Origin of the sequence: Microvirga sesbaniae (assembly GCF_025460805.1) — a bacterium.
Lineage (GTDB): Bacteria > Pseudomonadota > Alphaproteobacteria > Rhizobiales > Beijerinckiaceae > Microvirga > Microvirga sesbaniae.
The window spans coordinates 208,942-233,307 of the sequence record NZ_JAMXFJ010000008.1; the positions used below are offsets into that span (position 1 = coordinate 208,942).

20 protein-coding genes are annotated in these 24,366 nt (G+C 64.4%); 10 read left to right on the top strand and 10 right to left on the bottom strand.

What is annotated here, in order from left to right:
* Window positions 1-4 precede the first annotated feature (4 nt).
* Both OCW50_RS14075 and OCW50_RS14080 read right to left on the bottom strand, forming a co-directional pair.
* On the bottom strand, window positions 5-1,783 hold the full coding sequence (locus tag OCW50_RS14075; protein ID WP_262297981.1) for an SLC13 family permease: 1,779 nt from the start codon (window positions 1,781-1,783) through the stop codon (window positions 5-7).
* A gap of 60 nt (window positions 1,784-1,843) precedes the next feature.
* The gene (locus OCW50_RS14080; RefSeq protein WP_262272575.1) at window positions 1,844-2,308 is read right to left on the bottom strand and encodes a CAP domain-containing protein; all 465 of its coding nucleotides are present in this window, start codon (window positions 2,306-2,308) and stop codon (window positions 1,844-1,846) included.
* 153 nt (window positions 2,309-2,461) lie between these two features.
* On the opposite strand from OCW50_RS14080, the gene OCW50_RS14085 reads away from it, so the two are divergent.
* Complete coding sequence (locus OCW50_RS14085) at window positions 2,462-3,733, top strand: BaiN/RdsA family NAD(P)/FAD-dependent oxidoreductase (protein WP_262297982.1); 1,272 nt, start codon at window positions 2,462-2,464, stop codon at window positions 3,731-3,733.
* Window positions 3,730-5,532 (top strand): DNA helicase RecQ, encoded by a 1,803-nt coding sequence (gene recQ, locus OCW50_RS14090; RefSeq protein WP_262272577.1) that lies wholly within the window; start codon window positions 3,730-3,732, stop codon window positions 5,530-5,532. The genes OCW50_RS14085 and recQ overlap by 4 nt, the downstream gene beginning before the upstream one ends.
* Window positions 5,533-5,540: 8 nt before the next feature.
* Here recQ and OCW50_RS14095 read toward each other — a convergent pair whose 3' ends face one another.
* From OCW50_RS14095 to OCW50_RS14115, 5 genes are all read right to left on the bottom strand, one after another.
* Window positions 5,541-5,981: an SRPBCC family protein gene (locus OCW50_RS14095; RefSeq protein ID WP_262272578.1), complete on the bottom strand. Its 441-nt coding sequence runs from the start codon at window positions 5,979-5,981 to the stop codon at window positions 5,541-5,543.
* Between the two features lie 12 nt (window positions 5,982-5,993).
* Window positions 5,994-7,133 carry a Gfo/Idh/MocA family protein gene (locus OCW50_RS14100; protein ID WP_262297983.1) on the bottom strand — a complete coding sequence of 380 codons (1,140 nt, stop codon included), beginning with the start codon at window positions 7,131-7,133 and terminating at the stop codon, window positions 5,994-5,996.
* Window positions 7,134-7,336: 203 nt separating this feature from the next.
* Complete coding sequence (locus tag OCW50_RS14105) at window positions 7,337-8,122, bottom strand: ATP-binding cassette domain-containing protein (protein WP_262272580.1); 786 nt, start codon at window positions 8,120-8,122, stop codon at window positions 7,337-7,339.
* Window positions 8,122-9,264, bottom strand: coding sequence for an ABC transporter permease (locus tag OCW50_RS14110; RefSeq protein ID WP_262297984.1), 1,143 nt, complete (start codon window positions 9,262-9,264; stop codon window positions 8,122-8,124). The genes OCW50_RS14105 and OCW50_RS14110 overlap by 1 nt, the downstream gene beginning before the upstream one ends.
* A gap of 73 nt (window positions 9,265-9,337) precedes the next feature.
* On the bottom strand, window positions 9,338-10,279 hold the full coding sequence (locus OCW50_RS14115; RefSeq protein WP_262297985.1) for a sugar ABC transporter substrate-binding protein: 942 nt from the start codon (window positions 10,277-10,279) through the stop codon (window positions 9,338-9,340).
* 261 nt (window positions 10,280-10,540) lie between these two features.
* Between OCW50_RS14115 and OCW50_RS14120 the strand changes: the two genes are divergently transcribed.
* A complete protein-coding gene (locus OCW50_RS14120; protein ID WP_373371388.1) occupies window positions 10,541-11,404 on the top strand; it encodes a MurR/RpiR family transcriptional regulator in 864 nt (287 codons plus the stop codon).
* 54 nt (window positions 11,405-11,458) lie between these two features.
* On the opposite strand, the gene iolG is transcribed toward OCW50_RS14120, so the two are convergent.
* Window positions 11,459-12,448: an inositol 2-dehydrogenase gene (gene iolG, locus OCW50_RS14125; protein WP_262297986.1), complete on the bottom strand. Its 990-nt coding sequence runs from the start codon at window positions 12,446-12,448 to the stop codon at window positions 11,459-11,461.
* Window positions 12,449-12,592: 144 nt separating this feature from the next.
* Here iolG and OCW50_RS14130 point away from each other — a divergent pair, with 144 nt between their 5' ends.
* The 6 genes from OCW50_RS14130 (at window position 12,593) to OCW50_RS14155 (ending at window position 18,682) form a co-directional block, all read left to right on the top strand.
* Window positions 12,593-14,518 (top strand): bifunctional 5-dehydro-2-deoxygluconokinase/5-dehydro-2-deoxyphosphogluconate aldolase, encoded by a 1,926-nt coding sequence (locus tag OCW50_RS14130; RefSeq protein WP_262297987.1) that lies wholly within the window; start codon window positions 12,593-12,595, stop codon window positions 14,516-14,518.
* A gap of 78 nt (window positions 14,519-14,596) precedes the next feature.
* The gene (gene iolD, locus OCW50_RS14135; RefSeq protein WP_262297988.1) at window positions 14,597-16,444 is read left to right on the top strand and encodes a 3D-(3,5/4)-trihydroxycyclohexane-1,2-dione acylhydrolase (decyclizing); all 1,848 of its coding nucleotides are present in this window, start codon (window positions 14,597-14,599) and stop codon (window positions 16,442-16,444) included.
* 21 nt (window positions 16,445-16,465) lie between these two features.
* Window positions 16,466-17,350 (top strand): myo-inosose-2 dehydratase, encoded by an 885-nt coding sequence (iolE, locus tag OCW50_RS14140; RefSeq protein ID WP_262297989.1) that lies wholly within the window; start codon window positions 16,466-16,468, stop codon window positions 17,348-17,350.
* 11 nt (window positions 17,351-17,361) lie between these two features.
* On the top strand, window positions 17,362-18,165 hold the full coding sequence (iolB, locus tag OCW50_RS14145; protein ID WP_262297990.1) for a 5-deoxy-glucuronate isomerase: 804 nt from the start codon (window positions 17,362-17,364) through the stop codon (window positions 18,163-18,165).
* A gap of 52 nt (window positions 18,166-18,217) precedes the next feature.
* Window positions 18,218-18,415, top strand: a complete 198-nt coding sequence (locus OCW50_RS14150; protein WP_262272588.1) for a hypothetical protein — start codon at window positions 18,218-18,220, stop codon at window positions 18,413-18,415.
* A gap of 99 nt (window positions 18,416-18,514) precedes the next feature.
* Entirely contained in the window at window positions 18,515-18,682 is a 168-nt protein-coding gene (locus OCW50_RS14155; protein ID WP_114943178.1) for a YqaE/Pmp3 family membrane protein, read from the top strand.
* Window positions 18,683-19,433: 751 nt separating this feature from the next.
* Here OCW50_RS14155 and OCW50_RS14160 read toward each other — a convergent pair.
* Entirely contained in the window at window positions 19,434-19,601 is a 168-nt protein-coding gene (locus OCW50_RS14160; RefSeq protein ID WP_262297991.1) for a hypothetical protein, read from the bottom strand.
* A 5-nt stretch (window positions 19,602-19,606) separates the two neighbouring features.
* Window positions 19,607-20,923: a hypothetical protein gene (locus OCW50_RS14165; protein ID WP_262297992.1), complete on the bottom strand. Its 1,317-nt coding sequence runs from the start codon at window positions 20,921-20,923 to the stop codon at window positions 19,607-19,609.
* 2,101 nt (window positions 20,924-23,024) lie between these two features.
* On the opposite strand from OCW50_RS14165, the gene OCW50_RS33370 reads away from it, so the two are divergent.
* A complete protein-coding gene (locus OCW50_RS33370) occupies window positions 23,025-23,342 on the top strand; it encodes a Crp/Fnr family transcriptional regulator (RefSeq protein WP_373371391.1) in 318 nt (105 codons plus the stop codon).
* Window positions 23,343-24,366: the final 1,024 nt, after the last annotated feature.

Consider the following 24,366-nt stretch of genomic DNA (forward strand, 5'->3'; position numbering starts at 1 on the left):
GGGTTTACCGCAGCGGCCAGACCAGCATGATCAGCGGGACGCCGATGACGACCACCAGGATCGACAGAGGCAGTCCGAGCCGCCAGTAATCCCCGAAGCGATACCCTCCCGGCCCCATGACCAGAGTGTTGCACTGGTGGCCGATGGGGGTGAGGAAGTCGCAGGCTGCCCCGATGGCGACCGCCATGAGAAACGCATCGGGCTTGAAGCCGAGCTGGCTGGCGAAGCTCGCCGCGATGGGTGCCATCACCAGCACGGTGGCGGCGTTGTTGAGGAACGGCGTCACCGCCATGGCCGCCACCATGATGAGCACGAGCGCCCCGGTCGGCGGCAGCATGTGAGCGGCCGTCGAGAGCCAACCTGCGATGAGATCCGTGCCGCCCGTCGTGCGGATCGATTCGCTGACGGGAATGAGCGCACCGAGCATGACGATGATCGGCCATTCGATCGTATCGTAGGCCTCACGCAGGGTCAGGGATCCGAACAGGACGAGGAGGACGCCCGCCCCGAAGAAGGCGACGGCCACCGGCAGGATGTTGAAGGCGACAAGCAACATGGTGCCGGCCAGGATCGCCGCCGGCAGGAGGCTGCGGCGCGCGCTGCCGAGGCGGATCTCGCGTTCCGCGAGGGGCAGGCAGCCGAGCTCGCGCAGGGTCTCCGGCAGCCGCCTGAGATTGCCCTGGAGGACGATGACGTCGCCGGACCGCAGGGTGATGGTGCGCAGCCGCTCCTTGAACCGCTGGCCGCTGCGACTGACCGCGATGAGATTGACGCCGAAGCGCTCGTAGAGGCCCATCTTCTCCGCCGAGGCGCCGGCCAGGGCGGAATTCGGGCCGACGATCGCCTCGATCACGCCAATCTCGTCCTGCGCCTCTTCCATCTCGGGCTGACGGTGCTCCCGGCTGAGCTTCAGCCCGGCCCGGGAGACGGCGCTCTCGAGAGCATCCGGCTCGCCTTCGAGCATGAGCAGGTCGTTCTCGCGGATGGCCGCATCGGGGAGCGGGCTGGAGCTGCGGGTCTCGTTGCGGATGATCGCCGCGACCTTCACTTCGCCGTTGGCGAGCCTGTGCAGGTCCGCCACGGTCTGGCCGATCACCTCGGACTCGGACGTGACGCGGGCTTCGGTGATGTAGTCCTTGATGTCGAGCGCCGCATCGAGGGAGGCGGCCCCCTTGCGTCCCTGCGGCAGGAGCCGATAGCCGAAGGCCAGGAAGACGACGCCGGCCAGCGCGATGCCGACACCGACGGGCGTGAAGTCGAACATGCCGAACGGCTCGCCCAGGAGTTCCTGCCTGACCCGCGACACGATGATGTTGGGCGAAGTGCCGACCAGGGTGACGATGCCGCCGAGAAGGGAGCCGAAGGCCATCGGCATGAGGAAGCTCGAAGGCGGCGTGTTCGTGCGCCGGGCGATCTGGAAGGCGACGGGAATCATCATCGCCAGCGCGCCGATATTCTTCACGAAAGCGGACAGGACCGTCACCACGGCCACCAGGACGACGACCTGGATCTGCGTGGTGCGCAAATAGGGTCCGACCCGGTTCAAGCCGGCTTCCAGGATCCCGGACTTGGCCACTGCGGCGCTGACCAGAAGCGCGCTCGCCACGATGATCACGATGTCGTCGCTGAAGCCCTCGAACGCCTTGTCGGCCGGCACGATGCCGACGAGCACGGCCACCAGCAGCGACAGGACGGCGACGAGATCGTAGCGAAAGCGACCCCAGACGAAGAGCGCCATCATCCCGGCGACGATGGCGAAGGAGAGCATTTGTTGGTGGGTCATGCGAAGCGCGAAGGAGAGGAACTGAGATCCTAACGCTTCAGGCCAGCGTTGGTGCCTTCATTATTGACCGAGCACGAGGGCCCAATAGCGCCCGTAACGATTGTTCGCGTCGGCGCGGGCGAGCCCGATCTTTCGAGCCTGAGGCATCAGGAGGTTGCTGTTGTGGCCGGGCGAGGCCTTCCAGCGCCCGATGGCGCCATCGACCGAATCCGAACCGGCCGAGAGATTTTCGGCCGAGTAGCCGATGACGCCGTATTCGTCCATGCGGCTGGCGAAGCTGCCATGGCTGAGCCGGCCCGCCGCCGCGACGGCCCGGGCCTGGTGCTCGGCGGCCTTGTTCAGGGTCGAGTCCACCGTCACCGGGCTCAAGCCCTTCGAGACGCGATAGGCCGAGATCAGCCGGGCCGCTTCCGCAGCGTCGCTCGTCGAGCTCGCCAGAACGGCATCCTTGGGGGTGAGAGCCCAATCGCCCGCGCAGCCGGCCAGTCCCAGGGCGACGAGGCCCGAGATGATGAGTGCACGCATGGAAATATCCCCTTCGGGCGGCGTTGAGGCGCCGCTCCCCTTGCAAAAAGTGCCTGTGGCATTCATGTGCAGGAGCCATGAACCCGATGACGCTGCATGCCATGTTGAACGGCCAGCGTCCAGATTCCTCCCTCTCCCGCGTCAGCTGACCGCATGCCCTCGAGCCCCTCCTCTCCCGAAGTCGCCGTCATCGGCGGCGGCCCCGCCGGACTGATCGCCGCGGAGGTGCTGGGACATGCGGGGATCGCCGCCACGGTCTACGACCAGATGCCGTCGGTTGGCCGCAAGCTGCTCATGGCCGGCCGGGGCGGCTTGAACCTGACCCATTCGGAGGCGTTCGAACGTTTCGTCACCCGCTACGCCGAGGCCCAGCCGCGACTGCTCCCGGCGATCGAGGCCTTTCGTCCGGAGGATCTGCGGGCCTGGTGCGAGAGCCTGGGACAGGACACCTTCGTGGGCTCCAGCGGACGCGTCTTCCCGAAGGCTTTCAAGGCCTCGCCCCTTCTGCGCGCCTGGCTGTCGCGCCTCGAGAGCCTTGGCGTCCGCTTTGCCCTGCGTCACCGCTGGCAGGGCTGGGACGAGGACGGCCGTCTGGTCTTCACCGAGGCGGCCGGACAGGCGGTTCGGATCAGACCGGCCGCCACAATCCTGGCACTGGGCGGCGCGAGCTGGCCCCGGCTCGGCTCCGACGGGACATGGGCGGAGTTCCTTACCCTGCATGGAGTCACCATCTCGGCCCTGCGTCCCGCCAATATGGGTTTTCTCCTTGCCTGGTCCGACCTCATGCGTGGCCGATTCGCCGGCGCGCCCCTGAAGCGAATCGCCCTGACCTTCGAGGGGACGAGCGTGAAGGGCGAAGCCGTCGTCACGGCGGATGGGATCGAAGGCGGAGCGGTCTACGCCCTCTCGGCCCGTCTCCGTGATGCCATCGAGCGGACGGGCCAAGCCACGCTCCACCTCGATCTGCGACCCGACCTGACCGAGGACGCTCTGGCAAAGCGCCTCGAGGCTCCGCGCAGGGGCCAATCCACGTCCACCTTCCTGCGCAAGGCCGCGGGTCTCGGCCCCGTCGGGATCGCGCTGCTCCGGGAGGCCTCGCCGTCCCTCCCGACCGAGCACCGTGCGCTGGCCCGCCTGATCCAGGCGGTGCCCCTGACACTGACGGGAACGAAACCCCTCGACCGGGCGATCTCCACCGCCGGCGGCATCCCCTTCGACGAGGTCGACGAGCATCTGATGCTGCGGCGGATGCCTGACGTCTTCGTGGCCGGCGAGATGCTGGACTGGGAGGCGCCCACCGGCGGCTACCTGCTCCAGGCGACCTTCGCGACCGGCATCGCGGCCGCGCGAGGGGCGCTGATCCGGCTGGGGATTCCCGATGCCGCATTGACGGGAGGCCTCTCCTCGGCCACAGGGCAGACGTGATCGATCCCGCCAAGATTCTCCACGACGTTTTCGGCTTCCCCTCCTTCCGCGAAGGACAGGAGGAGATCGTGCGCGCCGTGCTGGCCGGCGAGGATGTTCTGGCCATCATGCCGACCGGAGCCGGCAAGTCCCTCTGCTACCAGCTGCCGACTCTCGCCCGCGAGGGCTTGACCCTGGTGGTCTCCCCGCTCATCGCCCTCATGCGCGACCAGGTGGCGGCGTTGCGCCATTTCGGCATCGAGGCGGGCAGCCTCAACTCCGCCAACGACCCGGCCGAGAACCGCCGCGTGGTCGACGCGGTGCGGGACGGCCGCATGCGGGTTCTCTACGCGTCGCCGGAGCGGCTGGCGAATACCGGTACCACCGAGTGGCTGGGACGCGCCGGCGTCAACCTGCTCGCCATCGACGAAGCCCATTGCGTCTCGCAATGGGGGCATGATTTCCGGCCGGAATACGCCATGCTGGGCGAGGTGCGCCAGCGCCTGGGCAACGTGCAGACCATCGCGCTCACCGCGACCGCCGACGTGGCGACGCGCAACGACATCATGCATCGCCTGTTCGAGGAGAAGCCGCGCCTCTTCATCCACGGCTTCGACCGGCCGAACCTGCGCCTCGCCATGCAGGCGAAGGAGCATTCCAAGCGCCAGCTCTTCTCCTTCCTCGACAAGCACCGGCACGAGAGCGGCATCGTCTATTGCTCGTCCCGCGACGCCACGGAAAAGCTGGCGGACTCGCTCAGCCAGGCCGGCTATCGCGCTCTGCCCTACCATGCCGGCATGCCCCAAGGAGACCGGGCCAAGAACCAGGACATCTTCCTGCAGGAGGACGGTGTGGTGATGGTCGCCACCGTGGCCTTCGGCATGGGCATCGACAAGCCCGACGTGCGCTTCGTCGCCCATGCGGCCCTGCCGAAATCGATCGAAGCCTATTATCAGGAGATCGGCCGCGCCGGGCGCGACGGTGCGCCGGCCGACACCCTCACCCTCTACGGCCTCGACGACATGCGCCTGCGCCGCCTGCAGATCGAGGAGAGCGATGCCGCGGACGAGCAGAAGCGCGTCGAGCGCCAGCGGCTCAACGCGCTCGTCGCCCTGTGCGAGGCGCCGCGCTGCCGCCGCCAGACGCTGCTCGCCTATTTCGGCGAGAGCACCGAACCTTGCGGCAATTGCGACCTGTGCATCGACGGCGTCATGTCCTTCGACGGCACCATCGAGGCCCAGAAGATCCTGTCGGCCATCGTGCGCACCGGCGAGCGCTTCGGCACGGAGCATCTCATCAGCATCCTCGTGGGCGAGGAGACGGATTCGATCCGCCGCTTCGGGCACGACAAGCTGAAGACGTTCGGGGTCGGCAATGACCGCTCGAAGACCGAATGGCGCTCGCTCCTGCGCCAGATCTATGCGGCCGGCCTCGTGGGGCTGGAGCTGGCGGAGTACGGACGCTGGACGCTGACGGACAAAGGCGTGGCCGTTCTCAAGGGGCAGGAGCGGATCGAGCTGCGCTCCGACGTGCTGATGAAGCCCGCCGAGCGCCGCCGCAGGCGCTCCCGCATGGAAGCGGAATCCGTGGTGCCGACCGACGATCCGCTGCTGCTCGACCTGAAGGGGCTGCGCACGCGGCTTGCCAAGGAAGAAGGCGTGCCGGCCTACGTGATCTTCTCCGATCGCAGCCTGATCGACATGGCGGTCAAGCGGCCGACCACCGTGCGCGCCTTCGGCGAGATCCACGGCGTGGGCCAGGCCAAGCTCGACCGCTATGCGGACGCCTTTCTGGAAGTCCTGAAGGCGCACGCGGCCTGAGCGGCGGCTCAGCGACCGAGATAGGCCTCGAGGTCCCGCAGGTGATGATGCCAGCCGGCCGCATGCTGTTCGATCAGCCGCTGCCTTCGATCGGCCGGAACCACCGACCATCCGCGATGCTCCAGGCGAAGAAGCGTTTTCGTCTCGGCGACCGGATCGAGAACCATGGACACCTGGGTGGGCTGGGGCCAGTCCTCGTCGGCCCAGGACAATTCGAGGAACTCCGGCGGCTCGAACCGGCTCACGGTGCCGGTGGTGACCACCCGTCGCCCGGTTTCGTCGGTCCATTCCTCACGAAAGGCCCCGCCGGCCTTCGCGTCCAGGTTCACATGGTCGCCCCACCAGGATGCGATCGCGTCCGGCGCGGTCAGCGCCGCCCAGATCCTCTGCGGCGCCTGCCGGATGTCGTATTCGATGACGATCCGATCCGCGGTTGTTCCGACTTTCATGGTCGAACCTCCTCAAGCGGCTTGCCTGTCTCCACCGGCCGGAACATCCACCCACATGCCGGAATGGGCGCTTCGCGCGATCGCATCCACGACCCGCTCGATGCGAACGCCCTCCTCGAACGTGATCAGATGCGCGGCCTCTCCGGCGATGCGGCGCACGAGTTCCCGGCACTCCACGATCTTCAGGTCGTTGAAGCCGAGCCCATGTCCCGGCGCGGGAATGAATCTATCATAAGGCGGGTGATGCGGGGAGGTCAGGATGGTGCGAAAGCCCTGCGTCTCCTTGGCTCCATCGACCGTATAGAGCTGCACCTCGTTCATCCGCTCCTGATCGTACACGACGGTGCCCTTCGAGCCGAAGAGCTGCACGAAGATGCGTCCCTTGCGGCCCCAAGCGGAGCGGTTGAGCGCGATCACCCCGGAGGCGCCATTGTCGAGCTCGATCAGGGTGGTGGCGATGTCGTAGGTCTCCACAGCCCGGCGCCCTCCATCCTTCAGCGGACGATCGGCGTAAGGCTTCGCCATATGGCCGCAGACGCGGCGCACGCCGCCGAAGAGGGTCCAGAGCAGGCTGAGCGCGTGGACGCCGAAGTCGTCGAGGGCGCCGTGGCCCGAGCCCGCCTCGCTCTTCCAATAGAAGAGCTCCCCCGGATCGGCCATGAAGTCCTCGTCCATCTCGATGCGCACGTGGTTGACATCGCCGATCCGGCCCTCGTCGATCAGACGGCCGATCAGGCGGACGATGGGATTTTGGATGTAGTTGTAGCCGAGAGCAGCGACCTTGCCGGACGCGCGGGCAGCCGCCAGCATCCTGTCCGCATCGGGCAGGCGCGTGGCCATGGGCTTCTCGCACCAGACATGCTTGCCCGCCTCCAGGGCGGCGATCGCCATCTCGGGATGGAAGGCGTTGGGCGTGGTGATCGACACCACGTCGACGGCCGGATCCGCGATGAGCGATCGCCAATCGCCTGTGGCGCGCGCGAACCCCAGCTCGCGTGCCTTCCGTTCAGCGAGCTCCGGCGTGGCCTCCGCCAGGACCGCGAGGCGGGGCCGTTCGACGTCGCCGAAGACCGCCGCAACGGCGTTCCAGGCGAGTGCGTGACACTTGCCCATGTAGCCTGTGCCGATGAGACCGATCCCGAGTGCCGTCATCCATTGCGCTCCTCGATTTCACGAACAAAACGCGATCCGCATCCAGTGGACCTGGCCGGACGCTCACTTCCTTTGTCATCCTCGGCCTCGTGCCGGCGATCTCGGGTGCATGAAGCCCATCGCATTCCAGCATCGCGATGGCCGGGACAGGCCCGGCCATGACATCCGAGGCCTGTGCATCGACGACAAGGCAGCCCCTGCTGTCAGACCATCCCGCCCAGCTCCTCCGATACCGCCTGCAGCTCCTTGCCGCCGGCCATGAGGTTCTGGAGCTCGTCGATCTGGATCTCGGACTTCCTGTACGTTCCCAGGGTCTTGCCGCGATTGAGCACGGTGAAGCCGTCGCCGACCGCATAGGCGTGGCGCACATTGTGCGTGATGAAGATCACGCCGAGGCCCTTCTGGCGCACCTGATGGATGTATTTCAGCACCATGGATGTCTGCGCCACGCCCAGCGCCGAGGTCGGCTCGTCGAGGATCAGCACCTTGGCGCCGAAATAGACCGCCCGGGCGATCGCCACGCATTGGCGCTCGCCGCCCGACAGGGTGCCGACGGCCTGATGGGGATCGCGCACGTCGATGCCGATCTTGTGCATCTCTTCCCGCGTGACCTCGTCGCAATGGTCGAAATCCACGTTGCGGAACGGCCAGATGCCCTTCACCGGCTCGCGGCCCATGAAGAAGTTGCGCGTGACCGACATGAGCGGGATCATGGCGAGATCCTGGTAGACCGTCGCGATCCCCGCATCGAGGGCATCGCGCGGGCTGGCGAAGGCGACCGGCTGCCCTTCGACGAAGAACTCGCCCGACGTCGGCCTGTGCACGCCCGCGAGGGTCTTGATCAGCGTCGACTTGCCGGCGCCGTTGTCGCCGAGCAGGCACATGACCTCGCCGCGCCGGACCGTGAGCGACACGCCCGACAACGCGATCACCGAGCCGAAATGCTTGACGAGGTTGCGGATGTCGATGAGGGGAGCGTCCTTGTCCATCAGCGTTCTCCCGTCACTTTGCGCCGGATGAAGTTGTTGAACAGCACGGCGAGCAGCAGCATGGCGCCCAGGAAGACCTGGAACCAGTCGGAATCGAACCGCGTATAGGTGAGGCCGATGGAGACCATGCCGAAGATGATGGCGCCGAAGAAGGCCCCGATGGCCGAGCCGTAGCCGCCGGTGAGCAAGCATCCCCCTATGACCGCCGCGATGATAGCCTCGAACTCCTTCTGGAAGCCGCGCCGTGCATCGGTCGAGCCCGCGTCGAGCACGGTGAGAATGGCGACCAGCGCGGCCGCGCAGGCGGTGAGCATGAACAGGCTTGTCTTCACCCGGTCCACCGGCACGCCGGAATTGCGCGCCGCGTTCGCATCGCCGCCGGCCGCGAAGATCCAGTTGCCGGCCCGTGTGCGCAGCAGAAGCCAGGTGGCCGTCAGGGCGAAAACAACGAACCAGACGATGGAGATCGGCACGCCCGTGACGGTCGGCGTCCCGTTCGGAAACTTGGCGATGACGTCGTGCGCCGCGAGCCAGGAGAACACCCCTTCGAAGGCAACCCCCGAGAAGAGCTCGCGGACGAGCCCATCTCCCGCCTGGTCGCCGATGCCGCGCATCTGCGTCGACCCGCCGGTCGCCCATTTCAATCCGACGAGCGAGAGACCGCGCAGGATGAACAGGAAGGCGAGCGTGACAATGAAGGAGGGCAGCCTCGTGCGGATCACCATCTGGCCGTTCAGGCCGCCGAGCACCGCCGCCACGGCGAGGGTCGCCGCGATGGCGAGCAGCAACGGCCAGCCGCTGAGCGTGATGAAGGCGCCGAAGACGAGGCCGGTGAAGGCCACCATGGAGCCGATGGAAAGATCGAACTCGCCGCCGATCATCAGGAGGGCCGCCGCGATGGCCAGGATGCCGAGCTGCGCGGCCGGCGAGAGAATGTTCATGATGCCCGCGAGGGTGAACATCGAGGCGTCGGCCGTGGAGAGGAAGAAGATCGTCACCAGAACGAGACCCGCCAGGGCGCCGAGTTCGGGCCGCCGCATGATCTTGGTGAGGAGGGAGACCTCCCGCAGGCGCTCGTCCTGAATCGTCTTGACGGCCGTTGCCGGTGCGAGATCAGCGGTCGGCTGAGTGGTGTTGACCATGAGCGCCTCCCCATCGAATCCATGAAACAGAGGAGCCCGCGACCGGCATGGCCGCGGGCTCCTCAGAATTGCTTCAGCGAATGCCCTTGGCGGACAGGTCGATCACCTGGCTGGCCTTTTCCTTGGTGATCAGGTTCGGGCCGGACGGCACGTTGCCGCCGGGCATGAGGCCATACTTGGCGTAGTTGGCCAGGAACACCACGGGCAGGTAGCCCTGCAGGTATTGCTGCTGGTCGATGGCGAAGACCGCTTCGCCGGCCGCCACGGACTTGAGGAACCCGGCCGACATGTCGAACGTGGCGACCCGGATGGCGCCGGTCTTGCCGGCTTCCTTGACGGCCGCGACCGAGGGCTCGCCCGCGGTGCCGGCGCCGAGCGCCAGGACCGTGTCGACCGAGGCGTCGGCCGAGATGGCAGCCTTCACCTTGGCGCGGACATCGGCCGGATCGTTCGTGACCGGCAGGACCGTCACCTTGCCGCCGAAGCCTTCCGTGAAGCCCTTGCAGCGCAGGTCGAGCGACACGTTGCCGACCTCCTGGTTCACGCACAGGCCGACCTTGCCGCCCATCTCCTTGAGCTTGGCGCCGGCGATGCGTCCGGCCTCGACTTCGTCCTGGCCCACATGGAGCTGCGCGCCGAGCTTCTTCGAGACGTCGGAGCCCGAATTCATGGAGATCACCGGAATGCCGGCCGCGACCGCCTTCTGGATCGACGGGCCGAGCGCCGAGGCATCGGGGATCGACACGATGAGGCCGGCGGGCTTCTGGTTGACGGCCGCGTCGATGAGCTGGGCCATGGCGACCATGTCGAAGGTCTCGGGCGCCCGGTAATCGACCTGGACCTTCATGTCCTGGCCGCCGGCCGCCACGCCGTTCTTGACCACCGACCAGAACGGATCGTTGGCCTGACCGTGGCTGACGACGATGATGCGAGTGTTCTGCTGCGCCGCAACCGGGGCGGCGGCCGCAAAGGTCAGGGCTGCCGCGGCAGCCAGACCGATGATGATGGATTTCATGCTCTTCCTCCCAGATGGTTCTCCCGCGAGCGCCGCAACGCCTGTGCGCTGCGGCAATCGCCGCGGCCTTGCCGCTTGCCTTGGCGGGCAGAGAGAAAACAAATGAGCCGAAGGGCGAATCACCGTCCGCACAGCGTTCCCTCTGCCGATCCGATCGTCCGCCGAAACGGAACGTCAGAACCTTTTTTGTTTCTATATTGGAATTTTTATTCCATTTTTGTAGGATCGGGTCAAGGCCGATCTGGCGTCGAGAGGCCTGCGATGGGAACCGAGGACAGCATGGGCAGCGCGGAAGCGGCGGTGGCGGAAACGCCGGACGATTATGACGGCCTTCGCGTGCTCCTGCTCAGTCGCCGCGAGGCCATGCCGAAGCGCCTGAAGCAGATTGCCGCCTTCGCCCTCGAGCACCCGGAGGACATGGCGTTTGGAACGGTCGCGGGCATCGCCGAGCATGCCGGTGTGCAGCCCTCCACCCTGGTGCGCTTCGCCAAGAGCCTCGGCTACGACGGCTTCTCCCATCTGCAGCAGATCTTCCGGGACCGTCTGCGGGAGCGGTTTCCGGATTATCGCGAGCGGCTCCGCAGCCTGCGCGATGCCGATGGGCATCATGTTCATGCGATATCCCTGCTCGACGGTTTCACCAGTGCGGCGGCCGTTTCCCTGGAGCGGATGCGGGCCTCCGTGCGCCCCGAGGAGCTGGCCCGCGCCATCGAGACCCTGGCAAAGGCCGATACCGTCTACCTTCTCGGCGCCCGGCGGGTGTTCCCGGTCATCGCCTATTGCGCCTATGCCTTCGGAAAGCTCGGCATCCGGGCCATCCTCATCGACCATGTCGGACAGCTCGGACCCGAGCAGCTCGCCATCGCGACCAAGCGTGACGCCGTTCTGGCGATCAGCTTCACGCCCTATGCGCCGGTCACGGCCGATCTCGCGGCGGCGGCCGCGCAGCGCGACGTGCCGGTGGTCGCGATCACCGATTCGGCCTTCAGCCCGCTGGTGACGAATGCCGATGTCTGGCTCGAAGTCGCGGAAGCGGATTTCGGCGCCTTCCGGTCGCTCTCCGCCTCGTTCGCCCTGGCCATGGCGCTCGCCGTCGGCACGGCGGAGAAGCGGGCGGAGAGCTGAAAGGCTCTCGCCTCCCGCGCGATATGAGAAAGGGCGCCGCAGCGCCCTTGCCGTTTACAGCCGGACCGGTTTTCCGCTCTGCGCCGACTCCGTCGCGGCATCGGCTAGGCGCTGGGCCATGAGACCGTCCCGGCCGGTGGGGTCACACGGCTTGCCGTCGCGGATCGCGTTCAGGAACGTGGCGAGTTCGTCCCGATAGGCTTCGGCGTAGCGCTCCAGGAAGAAGTCCTGCACCGGATCGGCGGTGATGCCCGACGCATTCGCCACCTCGACCGTGGTGCGGTGGATGTTGCCGGCACGGATCATGCCCTTAGACCCATGAACCTCGATGCGCTGGTCGTAGCCGTAGGTGGCGCGGCGGGAATTGGAGATCTGCACGATCCGGCCCTTGGCGGTCTTCAGCATGACGGCGGCGGTGTCGACGTCGCCCGCCTGGCCGATCGCCGGATCAACGAGGGACGAGCCGACCGCATGGACCTCCACCGGCTCGTCGCCCAGCAGCAGGAACCGGGCCATGTCGAGATCGTGGATCATCATGTCCCGGAACAGGCCGCCGGAGGTTGCGATGTAGCTCACCGGCGGCGGGCCGGGATCGCGGGAGAGGATCGTGACCAGTTCCACCTCGCCCACTTCGCCGTCGGCGAGACGACGGCGCAGCGATGCGAAATTCGGGTCGAAGCGTCGGTTGAAGCCGATCATCAGCGGCGTGCCGGCCTTCTCGACCGCGGCGAGACACGCCTCGATGCGCGCGCTCGACAGATCGACCGGCTTCTCGCAGAATACCGCCTTGCCGGCGCGCGCGCCCCGCTCGATCAAGTCGGCATGAGTGGTGGTCGGCGTGCAGACCAGGATCGCGTCCACGTCGGAACGCTCGACGATCGTGTCGAGCGACGCAACCTCGGCTCCGGTGGAGGCCGCCAGATCCTGCGCGGCGGGCGCATGCGGGTCGGCCACCGCCACGAGACGGGCGCCGGGATGGCTGGCGGCGTTGCGCCCGTGAATGCGGCCGATGCGGCCAGCGCCCAATACGGCGATTCTGATCATGTTTCCCCCTGATCCTTTGCCGGCTTACGGAGAATTTGGAATTGATATTCCAGCATAAGGTGCTAATAGAATAAACATTCTATAACGGCAAGAGCCGAACGAGGCTCTCACACGGTTTACAAGACCGGAAGCGGGAGGAACAGCATGAAGCCGGGCCTGGATGTGATCACCATTGGTCGCGCTTCGGTCGATCTCTACGGCCAGCAGGTGGGCGGACGGCTGGAGGACATGGCCTCCTTCTCCAAGGCTGTCGGCGGATGTCCGGCGAACATCGCCATCGGGGCGGCCCGGCTCGGGCTGAAGTCGGGCCTGATCACCCGGGTCGGCGACGAGGCCATGGGTGGCTTCATCCGCGAACAGATGGAGCGCGAAGGCGTCACCACGGCCGGCATCGTCACAGACAGGGAGCGGCTGACCGCCCTCGTGATCCTGGGCGTCCGCGATCAGGACTCCTTTCCCCTGATCTTCTATCGCGACAACTGCGCCGACATGGCGCTCAACGAGGATGACATCGACGAGGGCTTCGTCGCCTCGGCGGCCGCCATCGTCGTGACAGGCACGCACTTCTCGCGGGAGACGACCGCCGCCGCGCAGAAGAAGGCAATCCGGATCGCCAAGGCGAACGGCCGCAAGGTGGTGTTCGACGTGGATTACCGCCCCAACCTCTGGGGCCTCCTCGGTCATGGCGCGGGAGAATCCCGCTACGTGCGCTCCGATGCGGTGACCGAGCACCTGACGCCGATCCTTGCCGATTGCGATCTCGTGGTTGGCACGGAGGAGGAACTGCACATCGCGGGCGGGTCCGAGGACACGCTGTCCGCCATCCGGGCCATCCGGGCCATCTCGAAGGCCACCATCGTGTGCAAGCGCGGTCCCATGGGCTGTGTGGTGTTCCCGGGAGACATTCCGGTATCCCTCGACGACGGCGTGAAGGGGCCCGGCTTCCCGGTCGAGGTCTATAACGTGCTCGGTGCCGGCGACGCCTTCCTGTCGGGGTTCCTGCGCGGCTGGCTGAAGGACGAGCCGCTCGAGACGTGCTGCGCCTATGCCAATGCGAGCGGCGCCTTCGCGGTGTCGCGCCTGCTCTGCTCGCCCGAGATCCCGACATTCCCGGAGCTGCAGCACTTCCTGAAGACCGGGAGCCCCCACAGGGCCCTGCGCTTCGACCAGGACATCAACCACATCCATTGGGCGACGACGCGCCGGCCTCAAGCCGATACGCTCATGGCGCTTGCCATCGACCATCGCATGCAGCTGGAGGCGATGGCGAAGGAGATCAGCGCGCCGGTCGAGCGCATTCCCGACTTCAAGGTGCTCGCCGTCGAGGCGGCGGCCCGGGTGGCCGACGGGCGCTCCGGCTTCGGCATGCTGATCGACGGGACCTATGGCCGCGAGGCGCTGTTTCGCGCCGCCGATCACCCGTTCTGGATCGGAAGGCCGGTGGAGCTGCCGGGCTCGCGCCCCCTCGACTTCGAGGGCGGCGGCTCGCTCGGCGCCAGGCTCGTGGAATGGCCGGTCGGACACACCATCAAATGCCTGTGCTTCTACCACCCGGACGATCCGCCGGAGCTGAAGGAGCGCCAGGAGCGCGATCTGCTGCGCCTGTACGATGCAGCGCGTCGCATCGGTCGGGAACTGCTGGTCGAAATCATCGCGGGCAAGCATGGGCTGCTTCAGACCGATACGGTGGCGGGCATCCTGCAGCGGCTCTACGATCTCGGCATCAGGCCCGACTGGTGGAAGCTCGAACCGCAGCGGGACGAAGCCGCCTGGCATGCCATCGGGGCGGTCATCACCCGCAACGACCCCTATTGCCGCGGGATCGTGCTGCTTGGCCTCGAGGCGCCCGAGAGCGAATTGGAAGCCGCCTTCGCGGCCGCCGCCAAGGAGCCGCAGGTGAAGGGCTTTGCGGTCGGCCGCACCATCTTCAACGATGCGGCCCGGCGGTGGCTCAGGGGCGAGATCTCGGATGAAGCCGCCGTCAGCGACATGGCCTCCCGCTTCCAGCGCCTCGTCGACGCGTGGCAGCGCGTCTCGGGCCAGGCGAAAGCCGCCTCATACCAAGGATGAAGCCCGTGGAAGGCTCCGTCCTCTTCCCATGAACGCGAAAACCTGAACACCTTGCGACGCCATTCGAGAGGTACACGTATGAGCACGATCCGCCTGACCATGGCGCAAGCCGTCGCCCGCTTCCTGACCGCCCAGAAGACGGAGATCGACGGAGAGATCCTGCCGCTCTTCGGCGGTGTCTGGGCCATCTTCGGACACGGCAACGTGGCGGGCATGGGCGAAGCCCTGCACGGGGTGCGCGACCAGTTCCCGACCTACCGGGCCCATAACGAGCAGGGCATGGCGCATGCGGCCATCGCCTTCGCCAAGGCCTCGCGGCGGCGGCGCATGATGGCCTGCACCACGTCCATCGGGCCCGGCGCCACCAACATGGTGACGGCCGCCGCCGTCGCCCATGTGAACCGCCTGCCGGTGCTGCTCCTCCCGGGCGACGTTTTCGCCAACCGCAGGCCGGATCCGGTGCTGCAGCAGATCGAGAGCTTTGCCGACGGCACGATCTCGGCAAACGACTGCTTCCGGCCGGTCTCCCGCTATTTCGACCGCATCACCCGCCCTGAGCAGATCATTCCCGCGCTCCAGCGCGCCATGTCGGTCCTCACGGATCCGGCCGAATGCGGCCCGGCGACGCTTGCCCTCTGCCAGGACACGCAGGCCGAGGCCTACGATTACCCGGAGAGCTTCTTCGCGGAGAAGATCTGGACGCCGCGCCGGATCCGTCCCGACGAGACGGAGCTCGCCCAGGCGGCCGAGCTTATCCGCAAGTCCAGGAAGCCCTTCATCGTGGCGGGCGGCGGCGTTCTCTATTCGGGCGCCGAGAGCGCCCTGGCGGATTTCGCGCAGAAACACGGTCTTGCGGTGGGTGAGACGCAGGCCGGCAAGTCGAGCCTGCCTCACGACCACCCGGCCAATCTCGGCGCCATCGGCGTGACCGGGACGGGCGCCGCCAATGCCTTCGCCGAAGACGCCGACGTGGTGATCGCGGTGGGCACGCGCCTGCAGGACTTCACCACGGGCTCATGGGCCCTGTTCAGAAACCCGAAGCGGCGGATCGTGGGCCTCAACGTACAGGCCTTCGACGCGACCAAGCACAATGCGGCTCCGCTCGTGGCCGACGCGCGCGTCGGGCTCGAGGAATTGAGCCGCGCGCTTGGCGGCTGGAAGGCGCCGGAAGATCAGGCGGTCAAAGCCCGCGACGAGAAGGCCCGCTGGTTCGATGCCGCGGCCCGCTACACGGACCCGACCAACGTGGAGCTTCCGTCGGACGCGCAGGTGATCGGCGCGGTGCAGCGCGCCTCATCGCCGACCGACGTGGTGGTTTGCGCGGCCGGCGGCCTGCCTGGCGAGCTGCACAAGCACTGGAAGGCGAGCGCGGCGCTGGGCTACCATATGGAATACGGCTATTCCTGCATGGGCTACGAGATCGCAGGCGGGCTCGGCGTCAAGATGGCGGATCCCTCCCGCGAGGTGATCGTGATGGTGGGCGACGGTTCCTACCTCATGATGAATTCGGAGCTCGCCACCTCCGTCATGCTGGGGCATAAGCTCACCGTCGTGCTGCTCGACAATCGCGGCTATGGCTGCATCAACCGCCTGCAGCGCGCCACCGGCGGAGAGAGCTTCAACAACCTGCTGCAGCACACCAACCACGTGACTCTGCCCGAGATCGACTTTGCCGCCCACGCGGCCGGGCTCGGCGCGCGATCCGTCAAGGTGAAGGGCATCGGCGAGCTGGAGGATGCGCTCAAGAAGGCGCGCAGCGCGGACCGCAGCACCGTCATCGTCATCGACACCGATCCCCTCGCTTCGACCGACGCCGGCGGCCATTGGTGGGACGTGGCGGTGCCGGAAGTGTCGGTGCGCGAGCAGGTCAACAAAGCCCGCAGGGATTATGAAACGGCCCTCGCCACGCAGCGCGTGGGCGATTGATCAGGACAGAGGAAGACGAACATGACGATCCGTATCGGGGCCAATCCCATCGGCTGGTCCAATGACGACATGCCGGAACTCGGCGGCGAGACGCCCCTGGAGGTGTGCCTGGCAGAAGCCAAGGAGGCCGGGTTCGAGGGCATGGAGCTCGGCAACAAGTTTCCCCGCGCGCCGGAAGCGCTCAAGAAGGCGCTGGCGCCCTTCGGCCTCGCCTGCGTGTCGGGCTGGTATTCGGCCGAGCTGCTGACGCGCGACGCCGAAGCGGAGATGAAGGCGCTGCGCCCCCACCTGGATCTTCTCAAGAGCATGGGCTCGAACGTGCTCGTCTTCGCCGAGACCTCCAACGCTATCCATGGCGACCGCTCAAAGCCCCTGTCGCAGCGCCCGGTCATGCGGGACGGCGATTGGGCCGAGTTCGGGCGCCGTATCACGGAGGTTGCCGAGCGAACCCTGCAGGAGGGCGTGCGCGTCGTCTATCACCATCACATGGGCACGATCGTGGAATCGGAGGCCGACATCGACGCCTTCATGCGTTTCACGGGCGAGGCCGTGCACCTCCTGCTCGACACGGGCCATGCCACCTGGGGCGGCGCGGATCCGGCCGCGCTCGCCCGTCGCTACCGCAGCCGCATCAGCCATGTGCACACGAAGGACGTCCGCAAGGACGTGATGAGGACGTCGCAGGCGCGGGGCTGGAGCTTCCTCGATTCCGTCATCGAAGGCGTCTACACCGTACCGGGCGACGGCATGGTGGATTTCGTTTCCGTGTTCAAGGAACTGCCGGGCTACAGCGGCTGGGTGGTGATCGAGGCGGAGCAGGATCCGAAGAAGGCGCATCCGCTGACCTATGCCAAGATGGGCTATGCCAATCTGACCCGGTTCCTCAAGGAAGCCGGCCTGCGATAAGGAAGAAAGCGATGGCGAATCTTCTCGTCAAACCATCGAAGCCCAATTCCCAGGGGCGCATCCACGCCATCACGCCGGACTCTGCCGGCTGGACCTATGTGGGCTTCGAAGTTTACCAGCTGAGAGCCGGCCAGAGCCTCCGCGAGGCGACAGGGGACCGGGAGGCCTGCATCGTGCTCCTGTCGGGCAAGGCCCGGGTGGCGGCCTCGGGACGGGATTTCGGCATGATCGGCGGACGCACGTCGCCGTTTGAGCCGGATCCGTGGTCGCTCTACGCGCCGGCCCGCTCCGAGTGGTCGCTCGAGGCGCAGACCGACTGCGAGATCGCCGTCTGCACGGCACCCGCCGAGGGCAAGCTTCCGGCTCGCGTGATCCGCCCCGACGAGGTCGGCCAGGAGACGCGCGGCCAGGGCACGAACACGCGCCACGTGCGTAACATCCTGCCGGAGACGGAAGCCGCGGAGAGCCTGCTCGTGGTCGAAGTCATCACGCCCTCGGGCCATTGGTCGAGCTACCCGCCGCACAAGCACGACCGGGACATGCTTCCGGCCGAGTCGCTGCTGGAAGAGACCTATTACCATCGTCTCAATCCGCCGTCCGGCTTTGCGCTCCAGCGGGTCTACACCGACGACCGCTCTCTCGACGAGACGCTGGCCGCCGGCAACGGCGACGTGGTGCTGGTGCCCAGGGGGTATCACCCGGTGGGCGCGCCGCACGGCTATGAGCTCTATTATCTGAACGTGATGGCGGGTCCGAAGCGGGTCTGGAAATTCCACAACGATCCCGACCACGAGTGGATGCTGGCGAAAGCTTGATCCTGCTTGACCTTTCAGGCATGAGGCGAGCGAATATTCCTTGAGAGGCCTCATGTCCTGGTCCGATCTCGCCTCGCGCGCCTTCAAGACCGTGATCGCGCTCGTCAGCGCGATCGTGATGGATTACGCATTTCTGAACGGGCGCATGACCCGCCAAGCCGTGACGGGAATCGAGCGCATGGCGTCCGATGCGCCGGTTCTCATCGACCGGCTCGTCGCCAGCGCTCTCAGCATCAAATGGGATCGCTGACCGTATCGATGCTTGCGAGATCGCATCACGGCGATCAGCCCCGGAACGGAACGGCCACGGTGCCGTTCTCTCCATGGCTTCACCTCTCATCGCGACCCCATGGCAAACCTTCTGCGCATCCTTCTGGCGATCCTGTTGCCCCCTGTCGGCGTGTTCTTCACCGTCGGCCTGGGCGGTCAGTTCTGGCTCAACATACTCCTGACGATCCTGGGCTATATTCCAGGCATCGTCCATGCGGTCTGGATCATCGCGCGCCGCGCGCATTGAAAGGTGCAGCGGCGTCCGCAGTGAAGTGCCGTCATCTCTCGCGAAGCCCTTGCTCCGGCGTGACGCGGCCGTTCGCCCCCTCGTGCTCCAGCGCACATGATCGTCGGCCAGCCTGAACGGACCGGGCGCGAGGCCGTTTTCCTACCGTGGATGCGCATAGCCGGACGCAGGCTTGAAAGACGATCGATGACTGTTCTCGACCCCATCTCCGGAAAGCAGGTCATGATCGACCTGTCCGAAAAACCACGCGGCTCGCGCGGGGTCGTCGGTTCGAGCGAGAGGTCTTCGGGTGCCTGCCGGGACGCATCTGTAACCTGCAAACCGGAGCCAGATGTCGACAATGACGCCCGACCGCAGGTAAGACCCGGAGGCTGACACGCGGTGGGACACGAGCGAGCCTCGGCTGAATTGCCAAACAGCCATTACCATCCCGTCACACTCGCCCGGCATCATCCCGACCCACGACAGGGAGATGCTCATGAGCACGTCGCGGTTTTCGGAAGAGGAGAGTACGGCCCGCGCCTAGAGCATTGTTCGGCGAAGTGGATCCGGTTCGCCGTTAAACATGCGGCACAGCAAAGAAGAGAGGTGCTTCCACGCGAGTGGAAGCAGCTCGAGAGCCTCGGACGTGACCCAGAGGGCCGCGTCAGCGACCCGAAGGGCCGCGTGAGCGAAAAGTGGACAGCACGCCCAAGACAGTGGGGCTCGATTGAGGCTAACCCCCCCGAGTCGGCCCCCACTCTGGCCGTTCCTATTCGCTGTTCTCGACGGCTTCGATAGCGGCAGTTCCAATCCCTTCCAGGATCTGGTTCTGCATTTCCGGATCGACGCTGGCCCACCAGTCACGGAAGCCTTGCATTGTCTCCAACTCGGCCAGGACAGCGTCGGCAACCTTTCTGGTTTTGTCCATCTCGTTCATGACCCTTACAAGGTGAAGTATCCATGAGGGTACGAGTCCGCCGAGCCAACATTGATGTCAATGAGGCTCGGTTTCAGACTGCCGGGAGATAGCTCGTAGAGTTCGCGGCCAAAATCGTGCGAATTGGCCGTAAAGTAGAGCTTGCCTCCTGAGTCGGTAAAGTCTGACGGAAAAGAGCTGTCCATTCCCGGGTTGATATCGATCAGTGTTGGTTTTGTTTTGCCGGGAGAGATCCGGTACAACTCGATGCCATGCTCCTCTGAGGTGGCAGAGAAGTAGAGGCTGCCTTTGAAAACGATCAGGTCAAGGGGAGACGAGCTGTCCGAACCTGGGTTGATGTCAACGAGGATTGGTTGCGTGCTGCCACGAGGCAGGCGGTAAAGCTCGGTTCCATGCTCTTCTGTCGAGGCCGTGAAGTAGAGACTTCCTCGAAAGACGGTGAGGTGACTCGGGGAGGAATAGGCTGGGCCTTGGTTGATATCGATCGCTGTCGGCGTCGTCCTTCCACGATCCAGGTGGAAGAGCTCCGTCCCCGTCTCTGCACTGAATCCAGCAAAGTACAGCTTGCCGCCGAATTCCACGAACCCGCTGAAATAACTCACAAAAGAGCTTCCAGCACCAGGCGTCATATCGATCAGCGTGGGCTCCGTTCTACCCGGCGACAGCCGATAGAGTTCGATGCCGCTTTCCGGCGAGTCGGCGGTGAAATAGAGCTGCCCCTTGTACTCTTTGAAGTCGCCAAAGATACCCGGTGTCGAGCTCCGCTCGTCGGGATTGATGTCGATCAGGGACGGGGAATCGCTACCCGGCGAGATGCGGTAGAGTTCTTCGCCACTCTTATCCGTGAAGGCGGTGAAGTAGAGCTGCCCCTTATACGTAAGGAAGTTTCTCGGAGCTGAGCCTACGATATCGGGACGGGAACCGCTAGGGACCGGATTGATGTCGATCAGAGCCGGCGTGTCGCTCTGAGAAGAGAGGCGATAGAGTTCGGTGCCGGCAGCCGCCGTTGTGGCGGAGAAGAAGAGCTGGTCGTTGTATACCGTGAAGTTGTGCGGATATGAGCTCCCCTGACCCGGCTGAATTTCGATCAATGTGGGTTTGGAGCTACCCGGAGAGAGGCGGTAAAGCTCATAGCCGTGTTCCGGGGCATAGGCCGAGAAATAGATTTGACCTTTCAGTGCGATGAAGCCGGTCGGGTTCGATCCGACTGGCCCGGGCACAAGATCAATCGATCCCGGCTTATCGCCTCCACGAGGGAGGAAATAGAGTTCCGCTCCGAACCCTTCTGTGGCCGCGTTGAAATAAAGCGCTGGCTTGGGCATAGAGCCCTCCTCAATAAAATTGATTGAAAGACATGGTACCCTTCACGGGACGAAATTGATCGGTTGCGTGTTGCGGTCGGGCTTCCTCCAAACATTTGCGCCCTATGGCTTCGATCCTTACGCACTGCGCCACTAGCGCATCGGACGGACCCAGAGGGCTGCCCCATCCGATGCGCCGGTCAAGAGAGGGAGCCTCGGACCCGAAAGGGGTGTCCACCTTTCGCTCACGCGGCCCTTCGGGTCGCTGACGTGGCCCTCTGGGTCACGTCCGAGGCTCTCGCCTATTGCCGTGCGGACCAGCGCACCGAATATGCTCTCACACTTGCTCAAGTTCTCTGAGCCTCTCCCGGGCCAAATCACCCGAAAGAGAATGTCAACAATCCTGAAGTGACCCGTTTCGTTACGCTGACACAAATGTCCAATTCAAAGGATTGGAAGGCATGGATGTGGGATCCCCATTTGTGGGAAGCTGGATTCTGGGGCATAGCCGCATTTGCACTGAAGCCCCGAATGGAGTGCCGGCGTGAGTCCCGGGCGTCATTCCCGGTTCCAGTGATCGGCCCGGCCTGCCGCCGAAGCCGTCCGAAACACCTGCAGATGACGTTCCGGAGGTGTGGGTTAGCCGGGTCTCAGGCTCAAGCCGCCTTTAGAGATTTCGACCTTTGCCCTCGCCACCGCTTGTAGAGTTTCGCTTTATCTGCCGCACATAAGCCAGTTGGCCTCGCAGGATATCGATCGCATCTCGTTCGGCCGGGGCGAGATCCTTCAGATGCATGATTGAGAAGCGCCTCCAGTGCATCTCCGATTCGTCCGATCTGCCAGCCAACTCCCGACCATTTCAAGAACCTTTTGTTCGATGTCAGCGCGCGGTGTCTGTCTGAGGCCGATGTTGAACAGGCCTTTTCGGTCATGTGGGCGAGAGTAGTCTCCGCGGTGATACGGGTTTTGATTCGTTAGATAATGGAGCATTGATATCCTTGCTGGTGGCCTCGGCCGCGACTTCCTTACGGGCGCTTTGGGCAGGACGGCACCGACCTACGGACAATTGATGCCAATAAGGACTTTAGCGGGAACAATGCATTCAAGTTCATTCGCACCGACGCGTTCCCCGACAGGTCGGTGAGCTTCGCATTCGGGATCTGGGAAACAATGCGATTGTCCGAGGTGACGTAGACGGCGATGGTAGGAGCGCCTTCAAGGTCCTGGTCAAAGACGTCGAAACTCTCTCGAGATCGGATTTCTCCTATAGGCTCGCTCTCCCAGTTGGAGCGATGCCGATCGTCGCAGAGGTACTTGCAACAGCACTGTACAGGTCATGGCGATGAGCCGCCTACTCCCAGCTGGTATAAAGGGTCCAGTTCCAATCCCTTTGTTGCAGCTGACCAACATGAGACCCCGTCCCCGTTCGGCTCTATCCCGAGCGGAGTTCCTGCATCTGATGAAGATTTCTGAGGCTTAACTTGGCGATCGCTGGTAGAGGACGAGCTGGACCTTTTGCCAACGACCGAGGCGCTGGTCGGTCGCTTGATCCGAAGAAGGGCGGCATCGGTCTAAGCTGAATGCAGAGCAGCTCGTACGGCTTCATCCCGTTTCATGCGCGCCAATCGAAGAGCTTCCCGCTGCGCATCAATTTGAGCGCGATACTCTCGATCGACCGCATTGGCGTTTTCAGCCCGACATAGAGCTTCTTCGTAGGTCGCGAATATTCCTAAAGCGCCGCAGCGTACCAGAAGACTCTGTCGTCCCTTGGGTTTCCTCTCAGCGTCCAAATTCACTACAAATAGGCATCTCTTGTCTGAGCGAATGATGAGACATGCTTGATAAGCGCCGTAAGCCCGCCGAACAACGTAGCTGCCATCTACATTCATATGAGCCTCCTGCGAGATGGAGTCGAAGTAGAAGATGTAAGGGGAGGTATGCCGTTATGATCGGGGAGGATACTTGAGAAGTCAGCATCCTGAAGTAAAATGCGGCGTTCTTATGAGTATAATAGGACTCGATTTAGGCAACGCGCGAGCTACATGCCCACTATCCCGCGAACAGCCTTCTCGCGGCCTTGGGTTCGGACGACCTTCAGCATCTGAAACCCTACCTTGAGGAGGTGGACCTGCCGCGAGGCCACTGGCTTATTGCCTCAAGTGACCAGACAGGCCGCGACGACGTACCCCTCGCGCATGAGTACCTGGCCGAGATGCTGGGAGTCCAACGATCAACTGTGAGTACGATAACCAAGGACCTCCAAGGAGCCGGTTTGATCCATCAAGGTCGAGGAAAGGCTACCATCCTGGACCGCCCTCTCCTCGAGCAAGCGGCATGTGAGTGTTACCGCATTCTGCCGGTGAAGTACTTGCAGCTCCTGCCACTCGCGCAACCAGAAGCAAAGGACGGGACGCCTTGCCTCCTAGAGCCTCGAACATGAAAAGCGGACACCGCTTTTGGGTGCGAGGCTCCTTCTCTTGATCGGCGCATCGGATAAGGCGGACCCAGCGGGCCGCGGACGCGGCCCTCTGAGCCGTCCGACTCGCTAGCGACCCTTAGCTTGTATAAGGCCGCGGAGCGATCACGGATGCCATTGATGTGAGAGAAGGCGCGTGCATCTCTATTGAATGCGGACCTTTGAGGCCTGCCCGCAGCAGCACCTGTCCAGTCTCGTCCTTGACACAGATGAAATACGTCTGCTGATCGCCACGAGGAAGAGCATCTCTCCCTGTGCCCGGAAGCTCAAGCCCGTTGGAGCCCGAAACGAAGCGCTCACCATTGTAGGCCTCGAAGAAGTAGCGCGGTATGGACCTGTCCTCGTCGCAGCAGCGCTCCTCCTCATACCGGAGAAACAAAACGTAAGCCGATCCAACCAATTCAAGCAACAAGATTCCCTGGCATCAATCGAGTTGTGTGCTCGCTTGCCAGAAATTCGACGTTGCGAACAGCGCTGCAAGTACGGCGAACGTTTGCCGATTAATCCGGGTCACATATTCGATGCGCTTGCTGGACACTCCAATGGGTGCTCCACAATACTGCCAAGTTTCAAACATAATTTGCGCTTGATCGCCAAGTTGGCGCAAAGGAACAAAAAATTGGCAGAAATCAGCAAGACTGGGCAGCAGAAATTCTCATATTCGGTTTTCACATAGCAACATGGTTAAAACTTTCTTTGCCTAGCTCTGTAAGTATCTCCTGACACACATCTATATTCCGCATGTTCATGCGGCCATCTTCATAGACTCGCTAAAGACTAAAATATTAACAATGCCTCCAAAAACGGGGGCAAAGGGGCTTATTACCAATGGCTACGATCCTTCCGTCACAGTGGACCCCGTCCGCTTCTGAAAGCACGTACATCTCATCCAGCATCGGCCCGCTCAAGGTCGATAATGCTGATGAACGTTGGAGCTTCTCCTCCCCGGACAACAACACCATGCGCTTCGAGGTGCGCAAGGGCGACG